The organism is Roseateles asaccharophilus (assembly GCF_031458115.1).
Lineage (GTDB): Bacteria > Pseudomonadota > Gammaproteobacteria > Burkholderiales > Burkholderiaceae_C > Pelomonas > Pelomonas asaccharophilus_A.
This window is the reverse complement of sequence record NZ_JAVDXV010000002.1, coordinates 48,101-63,672: the sequence shown is the minus strand read 5'-3', so window position 1 is coordinate 63,672 and position 15,572 is coordinate 48,101. Positions and strand designations below refer to the sequence as shown.

At 70.5% G+C, this 15,572-nt stretch carries 11 protein-coding genes; 3 read left to right on the top strand and 8 right to left on the bottom strand.

Annotated elements, in window-relative coordinates; all coding sequences use genetic code 11:
* Positions 1–28 precede the first annotated feature (28 nt).
* The gene (locus J2X21_RS04815) at positions 29–1,804 is read right to left on the bottom strand and encodes a DUF885 domain-containing protein (RefSeq protein WP_310325593.1); all 1,776 of its coding nucleotides are present in this window, start codon (positions 1,802–1,804) and stop codon (positions 29–31) included.
* A gap of 128 nt (positions 1,805–1,932) precedes the next feature.
* Here J2X21_RS04815 and mfd point away from each other — a divergent pair, with 128 nt between their 5' ends.
* Genes mfd through serB form a run of 3 tightly spaced genes read left to right on the top strand, consistent with a single transcriptional unit; the run spans position 1,933 to position 6,751 of the window.
* A complete protein-coding gene (mfd, locus tag J2X21_RS04810; protein ID WP_310325590.1) occupies positions 1,933–5,400 on the top strand; it encodes a transcription-repair coupling factor in 3,468 nt (1,155 codons plus the stop codon).
* A gap of 59 nt (positions 5,401–5,459) precedes the next feature.
* The gene (locus J2X21_RS04805; RefSeq protein ID WP_310325587.1) at positions 5,460–5,993 is read left to right on the top strand and encodes a PEP-CTERM sorting domain-containing protein; all 534 of its coding nucleotides are present in this window, start codon (positions 5,460–5,462) and stop codon (positions 5,991–5,993) included.
* 50 nt (positions 5,994–6,043) lie between these two features.
* Entirely contained in the window at positions 6,044–6,751 is a 708-nt protein-coding gene (serB, locus tag J2X21_RS04800; RefSeq protein WP_310325584.1) for a phosphoserine phosphatase SerB, read from the top strand.
* On the opposite strand, the gene J2X21_RS04795 is transcribed toward serB, so the two are convergent.
* From J2X21_RS04795 to J2X21_RS04765, 7 genes are all read right to left on the bottom strand, one after another.
* Complete coding sequence (locus tag J2X21_RS04795) at positions 6,708–9,533, bottom strand: AAA family ATPase (RefSeq protein WP_310325580.1); 2,826 nt, start codon at positions 9,531–9,533, stop codon at positions 6,708–6,710. The genes serB and J2X21_RS04795 overlap by 44 nt on opposite strands.
* A gap of 37 nt (positions 9,534–9,570) precedes the next feature.
* On the bottom strand, positions 9,571–10,410 hold the full coding sequence (locus tag J2X21_RS04790) for a PEP-CTERM sorting domain-containing protein (RefSeq protein WP_310325577.1): 840 nt from the start codon (positions 10,408–10,410) through the stop codon (positions 9,571–9,573).
* A gap of 12 nt (positions 10,411–10,422) precedes the next feature.
* Positions 10,423–11,181 carry a hypothetical protein gene (locus tag J2X21_RS04785; protein ID WP_310325576.1) on the bottom strand — a complete coding sequence of 253 codons (759 nt, stop codon included), beginning with the start codon at positions 11,179–11,181 and terminating at the stop codon, positions 10,423–10,425.
* Positions 11,182–11,198: 17 nt separating this feature from the next.
* Complete coding sequence (locus J2X21_RS04780; protein ID WP_310325574.1) at positions 11,199–13,565, bottom strand: pectate lyase family protein; 2,367 nt, start codon at positions 13,563–13,565, stop codon at positions 11,199–11,201.
* Between the two features lie 414 nt (positions 13,566–13,979).
* Positions 13,980–14,201: an RNA-binding S4 domain-containing protein gene (locus tag J2X21_RS04775; protein WP_310325572.1), complete on the bottom strand. Its 222-nt coding sequence runs from the start codon at positions 14,199–14,201 to the stop codon at positions 13,980–13,982.
* Entirely contained in the window at positions 14,144–15,052 is a 909-nt protein-coding gene (locus tag J2X21_RS04770) for a universal stress protein (protein WP_310325570.1), read from the bottom strand. The genes J2X21_RS04775 and J2X21_RS04770 overlap by 58 nt, the downstream gene beginning before the upstream one ends.
* A gap of 74 nt (positions 15,053–15,126) precedes the next feature.
* Positions 15,127–15,531 (bottom strand): GreA/GreB family elongation factor, encoded by a 405-nt coding sequence (locus tag J2X21_RS04765; RefSeq protein ID WP_310325569.1) that lies wholly within the window; start codon positions 15,529–15,531, stop codon positions 15,127–15,129.
* Between the last annotated feature and the right edge of the window lie 41 nt (positions 15,532–15,572).

The window sequence follows — 15,572 nt, the reverse complement described above, 5'->3', positions numbered from 1 at the left end:
GCATCGTAGGACAGGCGACCTAGAGGCGTCAACGCCTGCGCTGGGCGACCCACTCCATGACCAGCTCGCGCAGCACGGGCATGGGCACCTGCCCCGCCGTCAGCACGACGCGGTGGAAGCCCTTGATGTCGAACTTGCTGCCCAGCGCCTTTTCGGCCTCAGCGCGCAGCTTGGTGATCTCCAGCTGCCCGATCTTGTAGCCCAGCGCCTGGCCGGGCCAGACGATGTAGCGCTCGACCTCGGAGATGACATCGCTCTCGGCCATGGACGAGTTGTCCAGCATGTACTTGATGGCCTGCTCGCGGGTCCAGCCCTTGTGGTGCAGGCCGGTGTCCACCACCAGCCGCATCGCACGCAGTTGCTCATCCGACAGGCGCCCATACCACTGGTAGGGGTCGGTGAACAGGCCCAGCTCCTTGCCCAGGCTCTCGGCGTACAGCGCCCAGCCTTCCACATAGGCCACGTAGAAGCTGCCGTAGCGGCGGAACTTGGGCAGGTTCTGGTCTTCCTGCGCGATGGCGACCTGGAAGTGATGGCCCGGTGACGCCTCGTGCAGCGACAGCGTCTCCATGCCGAAGATGGGCTGGGCCTTCAGGTTGAAGGTGTTCACGTAGAACACGCCGGGGCGCGAGCCGTCGGTGGACGGGCTCTGGTACGAGGCGCCCGCCGCGCTCTCGGCGCGGAAGGCCTCGACCTCGCGCACCTCGTAGTCGGCCTTGGGCGAGATGTCGAACAGCTTGGGCGTCAGGCTGTTGATCTTCTTCTGCAGGTCGCGGTAGCCGGCCAGCAGGTCCTCGGGCTTGGTGAAGTAGTACTTGGGGTCGTCCTGCAGGTGCTTGAAGAAGGCCTTCAGGTCGCCCTGGAAGCCCACCTGCCTGCGCACGCCCTCCATCTCGCCCAGGATGCGCGCGACCTCCTTCAGGCCGATGGCGTGGATTTCGTCGGCCGACAACGCCACGGTCGTGGACTGGCGCACGCGGTGCGCGTACCAGGCCTTGCCGTCCGGCAGCGCCGACCAGGCCGTGCTGGTGCGCGCCTTGGGCGTGTACTCGTCGCGAACGAAGGCCAGCAGGCGGGCGTAGGCGGGCAGCACCTTCGAAGACAGCAGCTCACGCATCGCGGCGGTGATGCGCTCGCGGTCGGCGGCCGGCACGGCGTCGGGGAAGTTCTTGATCGGGCCCCAGAACAGGCTTTGCTCGGGGTCGGTGACGGCCAGCGCGGTCAGCTGCGGCAGCACTTTGTCCATCACGGCGCGGGGCTGGGTCACGCCGGCCTTCAGGCCGTAGCGCATGTTGGCGATGCTGCCGTCGAAGATGGGCACGGCCAGCGCGAGGCGCTTGAGCCAGTCGTCGTAGTCCTTGGTGGTCTTGAACGGCTGGATGGACTGGCCCGTGCCCATCTGCGCCAGGAAGCTGGGCATGCCGCCGATCTGGCTGATGGGCTGCATCCACTCGGGGAAGCGCTCGGCCGCGAGGTTCTGCTCCAGATCCAGCTTCAGCATCGCGTACGACACGCGGTCCTTGGGCTCCAGCTTGGCCTTGTCGAAACCGGCCAGCGCCTTCAGCTGGCCTTGCAGGTCGCGCTTGGCCTGGGCGCGGTAGGCGGCCGTGGTGGTGTCGACAAGGCGGTCGTTGTAGCGCGGGTCGCCCAGCGACGTGGCCAGCACGGGCTGGCGCTGCAGCACCAGCTCCCATTCGGCATCCAGCCATTGATGGAAGCGTTGGCTCTCAGAAGAAGCGGCAAAGGCAGGAAGGCTGAGGGCAAGGCTGGTGGCCAGCAGGCTCAGGGCGTGACGACGGCGCATGGAATCTCCGGTAGGAAGAGGCGCGATGCTGCCATGCCGTTGTCACCAGGCCAAAAGGCAGGGGCAGGCAGGGCTCCCTAGAATCCCGCCAAGCCCCGCTTCGGGGCTGTTGTCGTTTGTAGGTCCGTATGACGTTGTCCTCGCTGCCGGTGATCCAACCGGGCAAGAAGTTCACCCACGCCCGCCCCTTGGGCTCCGCCGATGCCCTGCTGCTCGCCCGCTTTGTGCAGCAGCAGCGCGACGCGGGTCGCATGGCCGCCATCTTCACGGCCGAGCCCGGTGACACGCAGCGGCTGGAAGACGAGCTGAAGTTCTTCGCGCCCGAGCTGAAGGTGGCCGTGTTCCCCGACTGGGAGACGCTGCCCTACGACAGCTTCAGCCCGCACCAGGACCTGATCTCCGAACGCCTGGCCACGTTGTGGGAGCTGCTGCAGGCCAAGAAGACCAAGAGCATCGACGTCGTGCTGATGCCGGCATCGACGGCCCTCGTGCGGCTCGCGCCGCCCAGCTTCCTGGCCGCGACGACGTTCAACTTCAAGCAGAAGCAGCGACTGGACGAGGCCTCGCTGCGCGCGCAGCTGACGCTGGCCGGCTACAACAACGTCAGCCAGGTCGTGCAGCCCGGCGAGTACGCCGTGCGCGGCGGGCTGATCGACCTGTTCCCGATGGGCTCGGCCGTGCCTTACCGCGTGGACCTGTTCGGCGACGAGGTCGACTCCATCCGCACCTTCGACCCCGACAGCCAGCGCAGCCTCTACCCCGTGCCCGACGTTCGCCTGCTGCCCGGCCGCGAGTTCCCGATGGACGAGGCGGCGCGCAAGGCCTTCCGCAACCGCTGGCGCGAGAAGATGGACGGCGACCCGACCAAGGCGCGCATCTACCGCGACATCGGCGAGGGCGTCGCGTCGGGCGGCATCGAGTACTACCTGCCGGTGTTCTTCGAGCAGACGGCCTCCGTGTTCGACTATCTGGGCGACACCGCCGCGCTGGTGCTGCACGGCGAGGTGGACGAGGCCATCCAGCGCTTCTGGACCGACACCAAGGAGCGCCACCGCTTCCTGCAGCACGACCCAGAGCGGCCCATCCTGCCGCCGGCCGAGATCTTCCTGACCAGCGAGGACTTCTTCGGCCTGACCAAGCCGCATGCGGTGCTGGCCATGCGCGGCCATGAGCCGGTGGACTTCGCCCGCCCGCTGCCGGACGTCAGCGTGGAGCGCGGCGCGCAGGAACCGCTGGCGCGGCTGGAAGCCCACCTGAAGGCCACGCCACACCGTGTGCTGCTGCTGGCCGAAAGCGAAGGCCGGCGCGAAAGCCTGCTGGAGCAGCTGCGCGACCACAAGATCGACACGCCGTCTGTTTCAAGCCTGGCAGAGTTCTGGGAAGGCGACGAGAAGTACGCCATCACGGCCGCGCCGCTGGCTGCCGGCTTCTTCTGGGTCGATGCGGAGCGGCCGGTCCAGCTCATCACCGAGACCGAGCTGTTCGCGACGACGCCCACCACGCGCCGGCGCCGCAAGCAGGAGCAGGTCAGCGACGTCAACGCGCTGATCAAGGACCTGTCCGAACTGAAGGTGGGCGACCCGGTCGTGCACATCAACCACGGCATCGGGCGCTACTGCGGCCTCGTCAACATCGACGTCGGCGACGGCCAGAAGAGCGAGTTCCTGCACCTGGAGTACGCCGACAAGGCGACGCTGTACGTGCCCGTCGCGCAGTTGCACCTGATCGGCCGCTACACCGGCGTCAGCCCGGAGGAAGCGCCGCTGCACAAGCTGGGCTCGGGCCAGTGGGAAAAGGCCAAGCGCAAGGCCGCCGAGCAGGTGCGCGACACGGCCGCCGAGCTGCTGAACCTCTACGCCCGCCGCGCCGCGCGCGAAGGCCATGCATTCCGCTACTCGGGTCACGACTACGAGGCCTTCGCCGCGAGCTTCGGCTTCGAGGAAACGCCCGACCAGCGCGCCGCCATCCACGCGGTCATCCAGGACATGATCAGCCCCAAGCCCATGGACCGCCTGGTCTGCGGCGACGTGGGCTTCGGCAAGACCGAAGTGGCGCTGCGCGCGGCCTTCGTCGCCGTCATGGGCGGCAAGCAGGTCGCCATCCTGGCGCCCACCACGCTGCTGGCCGAACAGCACTACCAGAACATCGCCGACCGCTTCGGCGCCTGGCCGGTGAAGGTGGCCGAGATGAGCCGCTTCCGCTCCGCCAAGGAGATCAAGGCGGCGATGGAAGGCATTGCCGACGGCACCATCGACATCGTCGTCGGCACGCACAAGCTGCTGTCCGCCGAGGTCAAGTTCAACCGCCTGGGCCTGCTCGTCATCGACGAGGAACACCGCTTCGGTGTGCGCCACAAGGAGGCGATGAAGGCCATGCGCGCCGAGGTGGACGTGCTGACGCTGACCGCCACGCCCATTCCCCGCACGCTCGGCATGGCGCTGGAGGGGCTGCGCGACCTGTCGGTCATCGCCACCGCGCCGCAGCGCCGCCTGGCCATCAAGACCTTCGTCCGCGCCGAGAGCAGCGGCACCATCCGCGAGGCCGTGCTGCGCGAGCTGAAGCGCGGCGGGCAGGTCTACTTCCTGCACAACGAGGTCGAGACCATAGAGAACCGGCGCCAGAAGCTGGAGGAGCTGGTACCCGAGGCGCGCATCGTCATCGCCCACGGACAGATGCCCGAGCGCGAGCTGGAGCGTGTCATGCGCGAGTTCGTGGCCGGCAAGCACAACCTGCTGCTGTGCTCCACCATCATCGAGACCGGCATCGACGTGCCGAGCGCCAACACCATCATCATTGCCCGCGCCGACAAGTTCGGCCTGGCGCAGCTGCACCAGCTGCGCGGCCGCGTGGGCCGGTCCCACCACCAGGCCTATGCGTACCTGATGGTGCCCGACCTGCAAGGTCTGACGAAACAGGCCACGCAGCGGCTGGACGCCATTCAGGCGATGGAGGAACTGGGCTCCGGCTTCTACCTCGCGATGCACGACCTGGAGATCCGCGGCGCCGGCGAGGTGCTGGGCGACAACCAGAGCGGCAACATGATGGAGGTGGGCTTCCAGCTCTACAACGACATGCTCAGCGAAGCCGTGCGCGCGCTGAAGAGCGGCCGCGAGCCCGACCTGCTGTCGCCAACCGGCGCGTTCTCCACCAACACCGAGATCAACCTGCATGCCCCCGCGCTGCTGCCCGACGCCTACTGCGGCGACGTGCAGGTGCGCCTGAGTCTCTACAAGCGCCTGGCCACGGCCGAGAAGTCCGAGCAGATCGACACCATGCTGGAGGAGATCACCGACCGCTTCGGCAAGCTGCCTGCGCAGGGCCAGAACCTGTTCGACCTGCACCGCCTGCGCGTGCTGGCCAAGCCCTACGGCGTCATCAAGGTCGACGCCGCGCCCAGCATCATCAACATCAACTTCCGCCCCAACCCGCCCATAGACCCCATGCGTGTCATCGAGCTGGTGCAGAAGAACCGCAACATCAAGCTGGTCGGCAACGAGAAGTTGCGCGTGGAGAAGGCGCTGTCCAGCCCGCAGGACCGCGCGCAGGCGGTGCGCGAGGTGCTGCGTCTGCTGGGTCAGCCGGTGAAGGAAAGCTAGGGACTGCGCATCGTTCGGCGCCTTCCTAGACTGCGCCACCTGCCGACCGGAGACCCGCGATGAAGAAGCTGGCTTTCGCCGCCACCCTGCTGCCCACGTTCGCCAGCGCCGCCGGCTTGCTGGGCACGACGGTGAGCGTGAACTACCACCTGGACTCGCTGAGCACGCTGGACAGCGTGCTCGTCGGTGCCGGCGCCGAGCTGAGCTGCCCTGGCACCGCGCAGCTGTGCAGCGCGCTGACGGTGCCGGCGCAGACCGTGGACATCGGCGACAACAGCATCCGCTACTTCTACGTCGGTGCGGGCACCGACTTCACCGACACGCCCGTCAACCGCTTCAGCTTCCAGTCGCTGTACGGCGGCGACGTGGCCATCACCGGCGTGGACCTCGCCACCAACATCGCCGGGCTGACCGCATCTCGCCTGACGTTCACGTCGCACGGCGTGCAGGTGGACATGCGCGATCTGTCGGTCGGCAGCGAGGCCTTCTTCGAGCTGAGCCTGCAGACCGCGCCGGTGCCCGAGCCCGCCAGTGCCGCGCTGCTGCTGGGCGGCCTGGCCTTGCTGGCGGCCCGGCGGCGGCGCCGCCGCTGAGAGCTGCAACGGGATAATCAGGGCCTCCACCGGCCCTGACTCCCGATCCCGTGACTGCTTCCCTTCCAGACGGCCTCGTCCTGCGCGACGGCCCCGCCCTGCCCCCGCTGTCCCACTTCAAGCTGGCCGCGTTCGACATGGACTCGACGCTGATCAGCATCGAGTGCATCGACGAGATCGCCGCGCTGGCTGGCAAGGGTGAAGAAGTCGCCGCCATCACCGAGGCCGCGATGCGAGGCGAGATCACCGACTTCCGCGACAGCCTGCGCCGCCGGCTGGCCATCCTGGCCGGCGTGCCGGCCACGGTGCTTGACCGCGTGCTGGCCGAGCGCCTCACGTTCAACCCCGGTGCCCGCGAGCTGTGCGCGGCGCTGAAGGCCGCCGGCCTGAAGCTGGTGCTGGTCTCCGGCGGCTTCACGTTCTTCACGCGGTTTGTCGCCGCCGAGCTGGGCATGGACTTCGTGCGCAGCAACGAGCTGGAGATCGAAGGCGGCGCCCTCACCGGCCGCGTCCTCATGCAGGACTGGGGCGACATCTGCGACGGCGAGCAAAAGCGGCTGATGCTGCTGGCCTGCTGCGAAGCGATCGGCTGCACACCTGACCAATCCATCGCCGTCGGCGACGGCGCCAACGACCTGCCCATGATGGGCGCGGCCGGCCTGTCAGTGGCCTACCACGCCAAGCCCAAAGTGCGCGAGCAGGCGCGCGTGGCGATCAACGAAGGCGGGTTAGAACAGCTGCTGACGCTGCTGCGCTGAGCGCGCGGTCGGCCTGGCCCAGCAACTCTGCAAAGCCCAGGCGCTGGGCGATTTCCGCCGCCTCCAGCAGCAGCGGCCTCGCCTCGTTGACGGGCAGGCCGCGGGCCTGCAGCAGAAGGCCTTCGGCCAAAGGCTCCAAGAGCCCAGCTTCACGGGCCATCGCCACCTGACGCGCCGCCGCGCCGGCATCGCCGCCCAGCCCATCCAGTCGCGCCAGCCGGATGTGCAGCAACGGATGCTGGCTGCGCTGGCTCAAGCTCCGCACGCGCTCGGCCAGCGCGGGGTCCGCAGCCAGGCCGCGGGCTTCGCGCAACAGGCCGCGCACCCAGCACAGCTGCGACACGCGCAGCGGATCGCGGCTGTCGGCCAGCAGTGGCTCGGCCACGGCGAGGTCGGCCTCGGCCAGCTCGATGCAGCCGCTCTGCCAGTACAGCCGCGCGCGCCGCGTCAACGCCTCGGCCTCGAACAGTGCCGAGCCCTGCTCCCGGCCCAGCACCAGCGCGCGGTCAAGCACGCCGCGCGCCTCGCCGTAGCGGCCGGCGCTGGTCAGCGTCAGGCCCAGCATCAACAGTGACAGCGTCTCGGTATGCGCGACGCCGCGCCAGCTTTCCAGGCTGCGCCGCGCCATTGCCTCGGCGCGCGGCAGGTCGCCCAGCGCCTGCAGCATGACGCCCAGATCGCTTTCGATGGTCAGTCCGCGGCAGTAGTCGGGATGGCGCTGCAGCAGCAGCTCGAAGGCGTCGCGCGCGGCGCCGACCTGGCCGCCGAACCAGTGGATCTGGCCCTCGTAGCTCAGCAGCGACGGCCGCTGCGGCGCCAACTGGCGCAGCTGCGCCAGCAGCGCCCACGCCGCCGGGATGTCGGGCTCGCGCATGGCCAGCTCGATGAGCACCTCGCAGGCGCTGCAGCGCTCGGCCAGCGGCAGTCGCGGCAACAGCGGCCGCAGCCGCTCGGCCAGCGCGGCGGCCTGGGTCAGGTCGCCCGAGAACACCGCGTTGTCGACCAGCCCGGACAAGGCCTGGCCCTCGATGTGCTCGCGCTGCGCCGGATCGGCCACGGCGCCGGCCAGCTCCAGCACCTGCTGCAGGGCGGCGCGGCCGGCGGGCAGGTCGTGCAGCAGCGCGCATTCGGCGAGACTCAGCCGCGCCTGCAACGCCAGGGCGGGCTCGCGCGACTCGGCCGCGATGCGCTGCCACAGCGTCTGCGCCTCGTCGTAGCGGCCGCGCAGCTTCTGCTGCGCCGCACCGCGGTGCAGCCAGGCCAGCGCGGTCTGCGCCTCGCCGGCGGTGTCCCACAGCGCGGCCACGGCCAAGGGCTCGGCCGCGCCCTCGGGCCGCGCGCCCAGCGCCAGGGCCGCGCGGCGGCGCAAGGCCTGGGCTTCAAACGCGGGCAGTTGCGACAGCACGGCGTCGCGTACCAGGTCGTGCCGGCACTGCAGGCCGCCCTGTGCATCGTCGCGCAGCAGCGCGGCATCCAGGGCCTCACGCGCCGCCGGCAGCAGCTGGGCGTCGGCCACGGCCGCCACATGGCCCAGCACCGCCAACGGCATCGGCCGGGCCAGCACGGCCGCTGCCCCCACCAGACTGGCCGCCGCCGGCCCCAGCGCGCGCCAGCGCCGCAGCAGCAGCTCGCGCACGCGCGGCGGCAGCGCGACGCCCTCGGCCCGCGCCCGCAGCAGCTCGCCCAGCATGAAGGGGTTGCCACGGCTGGCCTGCAGCAGCGCGGGCGCGTCGGCCGTGTCTTGTCCGGCATCGCGCAGCAACTGCCCGACCGTGTCCAGCGACAGCCCCTGCAGCGGCAGGCTGCGCAGGCGCTGGCCGTCCTGCTGGCGGGCCAGCCAGCGCTGGTGCTCGGGCGGCAGCTCCTCGCCACGCGCGGCGCCACGCCAGCGTGTTCGTCCGCGGTGGCCCAGCAACGCCAGCAGCTCCAGCGTGGCGGCGTCCACCCATTGCAGGTCGTCCACCAGCAGCAGCGGGCCCAGCGCCTCCAGCACGCGGGCCAGCCCCTCCTGCAGCCGCGAGCGCGCGCTCAGCGCATCGAGCGGCGGCAGCGGCTCGTCGGGTGCCAGCTCGGGCACCAAGCGCGCCAGGTCCAGCCGGTAGGCGGCCAGGCCGCGCTCGGGCTGGCGCAGCAATGCGCGCAGCAGGTCCAGACGCGCCAGCAGCAGCTCGACGACCGGCCGGTACGGCATCTGCGTCAGGCCTTCGCGGCCCTGCAGCAGCGGCGCTCCGGCAAAGGCCGCGTTCAGCACGCTGGACTTGCCCATGCCGGCCTCGCCCAGCAGCACGACGGCCGGCAGCGCATCGGCGCGCAGCCGGGCCAGCAGCTCGGCACGGCCAGGCAGGCTGGTGGGAGGCGGCCCATCGCCGCCTTCACGCAGCGGCGCGATGAAGGCCTCGGCCCAGTCCCAGAAGGCGTCGAAGCCGGCAATGCGAAAGCCCTGCAGCCAGTCCTGCGGCGCAGCGTCCTCCAGTTCACCGGCCTTCAACTGCGCCACGTCGGTGGGCAGCGTCAGCCTCACGCGGCTGCGCTCGGCCTCCAGCGCTTGCGGCACGCCCAGCCGCTCCAGCAACTGGCGCAGCCGGTGCAGGTTGATGCGCAGGTGGTGGCGGGCCTGGGCCGCGTCGGCCTCGGGCCAGAACAGCGCGGCCAGCTGCTCACGGTCGACCCAGCGGCCCAGGCAGGCGAGATGGATCAGCAGACAGGCCGGCAGGCTGGCGGGCAGGTGGTGCTCGCCCTCCGCGCCGGCCTGCCAGGCGGGAACGCCAAGCAGTTTCAGCATGGCCGGCAGTGTCGCCGCCCGGCGTCTCTCTTGCGTCTCAGGTGCCGCTTCCGCGGCGCAGACCGCGGCGACGTGCGAGACCGCCCACCGCAGCCAGCCCGGCCAGCATCAGCGCGTAGCTGCTCGGCTCGGGCACCGGCGCGGCGACCGCCAGCACGTCGGAGACGATGGGCGTAGTGTTGGAAGCGGTGATGGTCGTCCAGTTCGCGTTGACGGCCAGAGCGGACTGCAGTTCGGCCATGGACGCATACGGTGTGTCGCCGGTGGTGACCTGAGCCGTGAACTGCGTGTAGCGCGTCGCATCGCTGCCGACCTTGTACTCGCGCACCTGGATGCCTGACAGGCCCGTGGCCGCCAGCGGGTTGTCCGAACTGGTGTAGCTGCCGCGGTTGGAGATGGCGCCCAGGAAGGTAATCGCGGATGGCTGGTAGTTGATCGCGTACGACGCAGCCTGGAAGGCGTAGAGGATGTCGCCACCACTGGAGATGTTGGAGACGGCACCGTTGTGGTTGGTGACCGTGCCATTGGCCACGCCGCCCGCCGCACCGGACTTGGCGCCGTACTGGCCGCTCGTGCCGGTGCCCAGCAGCGCGACCGAGGTGCCCGCCGCGACGGCGCTGCTGGCAGTCCAGGACCAGAAGGTCTCGGCGGCATTGAAGACGCCGGCGCTGTCGGGCGTCTGGCGCACATTGGTGTCGGTGAAATAGATCGTCGTGCCGGCGGCGAGATCGACGAAGGTCACGAAGGACCAGCCGCCCAGCGTGGTGTTGCCGTTCACGCCGGTGAACGCGAAGTCGCCGTTTGTCAGCGTGGTGCCGGCGGCCTGGGCGGTGAATGCGGCGGCCGCGAGGGCGGCGGTGGTCAGGATGCGCTTCATGGGGTTGTCTCCTCAGTGGTTGTTGCGGGAACGGCGGCGGGCCACCAGGCCCACCGTCAGCAGGCCGGGCAGCAGCAGCAGCGCCGCGGCGGGTTCGGGCACGGGCGCCGCGGCGGACAGCACCAGGTTGTCGATGGACACGCCGTAGTAGCTGTCGCGGTTGGTCAGCGAGAAGCCCGCGATGTCAGCCGCGCCGCCCGTGCGGGCGAACGCGACAAAGCTGTCGGTGCGGCCGCTCAGGTCCACGTTCTGGATCAGGCTGCCGTCCAGGCGGTACAGGCGCAGCGTGATCGCGCCGCCGTCGGCGTCGCGCAGCTGGAAGCCCAGCGCCGACACGGGTGCGGCGAAGCGCGCCGAGATCGCGCCCAGGCCGTCGGCATAGCTGGCCTGCGGGCCGACACCGAACAGCGCGGTGCCGTGGGCGTCGCCATAGTCGTAGGCGCCCAGGTTGGCGCCGGCCGCGCCGGCCAGCAGCGACAGGCCCGCGGCGGGGCCGCCGAAGCTGAGGTCGTCGAACCATTCCTGCTCGACCTCGCCCGGCACCGGCACCTTGGTGATGGCCAGCTCCTGGCCGTCGAACAGCTTGCCAAACTGCACGTCGCCGCTGGTCAGCACGCCCGTGATGGGGCCGACAGCCAGCTCCGAAAACGTGATGGCCGAACCCGCCAGCGAGCCGTAGGCGACTTCGCTGGTGGCCGCGGCCTGGGCGGTCGTGGCGCCGAGGGCGAGTGCCAGCGTGGCGGCCAGCGTGGTGATGTTGAACTTCTTCATGGAACTGCTCCTCAGGATCAGCGACCGCCGCCGACGATCGTGACGTTGTCGAACTTGGCCGTGACGACCGTGCTGTTGCTGCCCGACGAGAGCGCCAGGCCCACGTACAGCGTCGAGGCCGACGACACCAGGTTGGCGGGCGTCTTCTCGGACCAGGTCACGCCGTCCGTCGAGGCCGCCTGGTAGACCGAGGTGCCCACGCGCCGGATTCGCACCCAGACGGGCGGCGTCGAGCTGTCGAAGCCGGTCAGGTTGGACTTGTTGTTCGCATTGACCGCCGCGCGGATCTCGCCGGTGGACGCGTAGCGCGCCGTCCAGGCATAGGCCGGCGTGCCCGTCAGCCCCTCCATCGCGACGACGCCGGCACGCCCGCCCGAGCCCGTGCCGCCCTGGCTGGCGATGCGGGCCGTGAACGTGAAGTCGCCGACCAGCGCCGTGTACTTGGTGCTGAACGAGTACGACGTGCCCGAGGCCACCGAGCCGGCGCCCGACAAGGTGTAGGTGCCGGTCTCCTGCACATAGCTGGCGGCCGGCACGACGGCCGTCACCAGCGGGCTCATCACCTGCTCGCCGCTGCCGGTGCTGCAGGGCAGCGTGACCGTGCAGGCCGTGCCAGGGATCAGCGGCGGCGGGTTGGGCGTGGGTGCGGGGGCAGGCGGCGGTGGCGGCGGCGTCGGCGTGGGAGCCGGTGCCGGAGGCGTCGGGGCCGGGCTGGGCGCCGGCGAGCTGGGCAGCGGCGCCGGCACCGGCCCGGCCACCGCGTACAGGCCCAGGCGGCCGGCACCGGCCGACTGCTGCACGGCGGCGCGCGTGGCGTCGGCCGTGCGCAGCGTGTAGGCATAGGGCGGCACCCAGTTCTGCTTCACGGGCAGGCCCTCGCAGCCCTGCAGCTGCACGTCGATGACGCCCGTCATGGGCTTGCCGTCGTCGCCCTTGTCGCTGATGAAGCGGTGGCCCGAGCTGCGGAAGCTGATCGCATCTTTGCCGCCGGCCAGCTTGCCGCAGACCTCCCTGGGCTTGAGGCCCGTGAACTCGTAGAAGTTGTTCTCCGAGATCACGTCGGACTGGTAGCGCACGTCCAGGCCCGAGGCGAACTTCTTGTCGGCGTCATCCGTCGTCGTGCTGCCGCTGACGAGGTTGTTGTACAGATGCAGCTGGCCGAAGCGCACCAGCGGCAGGCGGCTGTAGGGGTGGTCCCACCAGTTGCCGGTCATGGTCACGTGCAGGCGGCCCGCGTCGCTCCACGCGCGGCCGGAATCGCCGTTGCCGACCAGCGTGGTCTTGTGGTGCTTGGTGAACACGCTGTGGGAAACCGTCACGTAGTCGCTGCCGCGGATGATGTCCAGCGCGCCGTCGTGGCGGGTGTCGCTGGCCAGCGAGTCGGGCGTGTCGCCGTCGCTGATGGTCACGTGGTCGATCCAGATCTGCTGGCCGCGCGTGATCGCGATGCCGTCCATGTAGGCATTGCCGCTGTCCTCGGGGTTGACGTCCCAGGGCGTGTCCAGCGCGAGGTTGCGCAGGATGATGTTGCGCGTCCAGGTCGGGAACGCTTCAGGGTCCTTGCCCGCGGCGACCCATTTCTTGAAGTCGTCCTCGGGGCTGCCGCCGGCGGCCTGCGCGGCCTCGATGCCGATGAGGATCTGCGTGCCGGTGATGCGCGCCGGGCGGCCATTGCTGTCGTTGATACCCACCAGCGTCGTGTTGGAAGGGATGGAGAAGCTGCCGCCGTTCTTCTGGTCCAGGAAGCCCGTGTACTCCTCGAACACCGTGTTGTTGTCGCGCCAGCGGAAGTCGATGTGGCCCACGATGCGGATGATCTTGGGCTCGTTCTTGCCCTCGCGCAGCGCGGCCAGCAGCTGCTCCTTGTTGAACACCGTGTAGACGCGGTCGGCCCGGGCCGACGAACCGCCGGTGACCAGCACCTTGCCCTTGCGCGACTGGCCATGCCAGCCGATGTCCGGTGCGGTCTCGCGCTCGAAGGTCAGCACGCCGTTGGTGGGATCGCTGGTGGCGAACTGCCAGGCCGGCAGGCGCGGCGCCGCGCGGTAGTTGCTGGGGTTGTGCAGGCCGCTGATGGTGGTGGGTGCGGCATAGGTGCGCGTGCCGATGTCGAACAGCAGCGGCGCGCTCGTGTCGGTCAGGCTGACGGCGTCGATGACGGGCACGGGCGCCGGCGCGATGGGGCGCGGGTCGCGCGCGGCCAGCGTGCGGCTGGTGGCGCTGTCGCTGCTCGCGGCATCCAGGCGGGCGGCCGTGGCCTGGTCGCTGGACTGCTGGGGCGTGGCGAAACCGGGCGTCCCGTTCTGGCCGCCACCGCAGGCGGCCAGCAGGCCGAGCGAGATGGACGAAGCCAGCAGGCCGCGCGTGGGCTTGCGTGAGGTCATGGCATGTCTCCTGGGCGCGCCTGGGCGGCGCGCGAATTTGTTTGTTGTGCGTGCCGCTCCCTGCCACCGCAGCGCGGCAGGCACGAGTCCGCCCGGCACCCGGCCCGTCAGGGGTCAGGCGCTTGGCATCGCTAAGCGGTCATCAGGGAGCGGTGGGATCGGCGGCAGGCCGTGAGGGGTGTGACACCCGCGCGGCACCGGCTCGCGTGGGCATCAGAGGGAGAGCGGGCGCAGCAGGCGCACCGCACTGCATCGTCCGTCGAGACCCCGGTCACCCGGCGGTGTCCGGTGCGTGGCCTCGGCTCGGCGAGCAGTTGGAACAGTGTTTCGTTTTCCCATCCCTGGGTCAACGCCGGGCATTCCCTGAAGACCCGCGAATGCGGGGCGGGTCTGCCCGGAGGACAGCGCTGGTTGTCAGCCGGCTGCGACGACGCGCACCCGCTGGCCGCCGAACTCGACGACCTGGCCGGCCCGCATTTTGGCGGTCTTGCGCAGCTCGACCTGGCCGTCCACGCGCACCTCGCCGGCGGTGATGAAGGCACGCGCCTGGCCACCGCTGTCGGCCAGGCCGGTGGCCTTCAACAGCTTGTCCAGCTCGATGTAGTCACCGCGGAGTTCCAAGTCGACTTCTTGCATGCGCCGCATTCTGGCAGGGCCGCCGGTCCGGGCCACTCGGGCCACACCAGCAGGTCGCAACGCATGTGCTGCAGCAGCCGCGCCGCGGTGCTGCCCAGCAGCAGTTCCAGCCAGGCCGGCCGCTGCCCTCGCCCGGTCACCACCAGCTCCGCGCGCCCGTAGTCCTGTTGCACGAGGATCTGCCGCGCCGGATCGCCCCGGCCCAGCGTGTACATCAGGCGGTTGCGGCGCGCATCCAGCGCATCGCTGAGCCGGCGCAGGTGGCGATGGCCATGCGCGTCGAGCGCATCGCGGTACTCGCGCAGCGACCGCGCCGAGGCCTCGGCGGCGCGCACATGGGTTTCCTGGCGGGTGTCGATGACGTGGAACAACTCCAGCTCGGCGTCGGGCGCCAGTTCGGCCGCCGCGCGCAGCAAGGCGGTGGCCGGCGCCGGCGCCGGGCCCAGCGCGACCAGCAGCCGGGCATAGGCCTGTGGGGCCGGCGTCCGCACCACCAGCAGCGGGCAGCGCAAGCGCCACAACAGCCGCAGCGCAAACACACCGGATGACCAGGGCCAGCGGCACGCAGCGGGCGGCGGCCAGCCCATCACCAGCAGGCCGGCCTGGGCCGCGGCGGCTTCGCGCAGCCCAGCCAGGTCCAGCGAGCCCAGCAGCCGCAGCGGCAGCCGGTGGCGGCGCGCCAGCATGACCGCGTAGCGCGGCAAACGCTCGGCCACATCGGGCGGGCCGCTGCCGGCCAGATGGGCCAGGATCAGCTCACAGCCGCGCTGGCGGGCCAGCAGCACGGCGCGCTGCGCGGCCAGGTCGGCGGCATGGGAGAAATCGGTGACGAGAAGGATGGCGGGGGACATGAAGGCAATCTCCAGGCGATGCGCGGCCTGCCAGGCGGCGTCGCCGCGGCAGAACGTGCGTGGAATGACGGGATTCAGCGGCTGAAGTCGCCGCTGGCTTCGGGCTGGTAGGGCAGCGCCTGGATCCGCAGGCTGCCGGCCGCTCCGTGGCCGGCCTGCCAGCTGACCTGATCGCCCACGGCCCGCCCCAGCAGGCTCAGGCCCACGGGCGACAGCACGGAGATGCGACCCTGCTCGGGGCTGGCATCGCCCGGGTAGCACAGCGTCAGCCGCTGCTGCTGGCCGGGCCGCGGGCCCAGCACCTCGATCTCGGAGTTCATGGAGACGACATCGGCCGGCAGTTGCCGCGACGGCAGCAGGTCGGCTGCGTCCAGCAGGTCTTGCAGCGGCCGGCTGGCGTCCGTCAGCCGGCTCAGGCGCAGGTGGTCGAGCTCGCTCAGCAGGCGCTCGGCGCCCGGCACATGGGATGGGAAAGACATGGCTTCACCTCGGTCAGGGCCGCGCCGCCAACGATGGGAAG

Coding starts and splice junctions, on each gene's coding strand:
- J2X21_RS04780 (WP_310325574.1), bottom strand. CDS start 13,565: ATGACCTCACGCAAGCCCACGCGCGGCCTGCTGGCTTCGTCCATCTCG.
- J2X21_RS04765 (WP_310325569.1), bottom strand. CDS start 15,531: ATGTCTTTCCCATCCCATGTGCCGGGCGCCGAGCGCCTGCTGAGCGAG.
- J2X21_RS04815 (WP_310325593.1), bottom strand. CDS start 1,804: ATGCGCCGTCGTCACGCCCTGAGCCTGCTGGCCACCAGCCTTGCCCTC.
- mfd (WP_310325590.1), top strand. CDS start 1,933: ATGACGTTGTCCTCGCTGCCGGTGATCCAACCGGGCAAGAAGTTCACC.
- J2X21_RS04785 (WP_310325576.1), bottom strand. CDS start 11,181: ATGAAGAAGTTCAACATCACCACGCTGGCCGCCACGCTGGCACTCGCC.
- J2X21_RS04770 (WP_310325570.1), bottom strand. CDS start 15,052: ATGTCCCCCGCCATCCTTCTCGTCACCGATTTCTCCCATGCCGCCGAC.
- J2X21_RS04775 (WP_310325572.1), bottom strand. CDS start 14,201: ATGCAAGAAGTCGACTTGGAACTCCGCGGTGACTACATCGAGCTGGAC.
- J2X21_RS04805 (WP_310325587.1), top strand. CDS start 5,460: ATGAAGAAGCTGGCTTTCGCCGCCACCCTGCTGCCCACGTTCGCCAGC.
- J2X21_RS04795 (WP_310325580.1), bottom strand. CDS start 9,533: ATGCTGAAACTGCTTGGCGTTCCCGCCTGGCAGGCCGGCGCGGAGGGC.
- J2X21_RS04790 (WP_310325577.1), bottom strand. CDS start 10,410: ATGAAGCGCATCCTGACCACCGCCGCCCTCGCGGCCGCCGCATTCACC.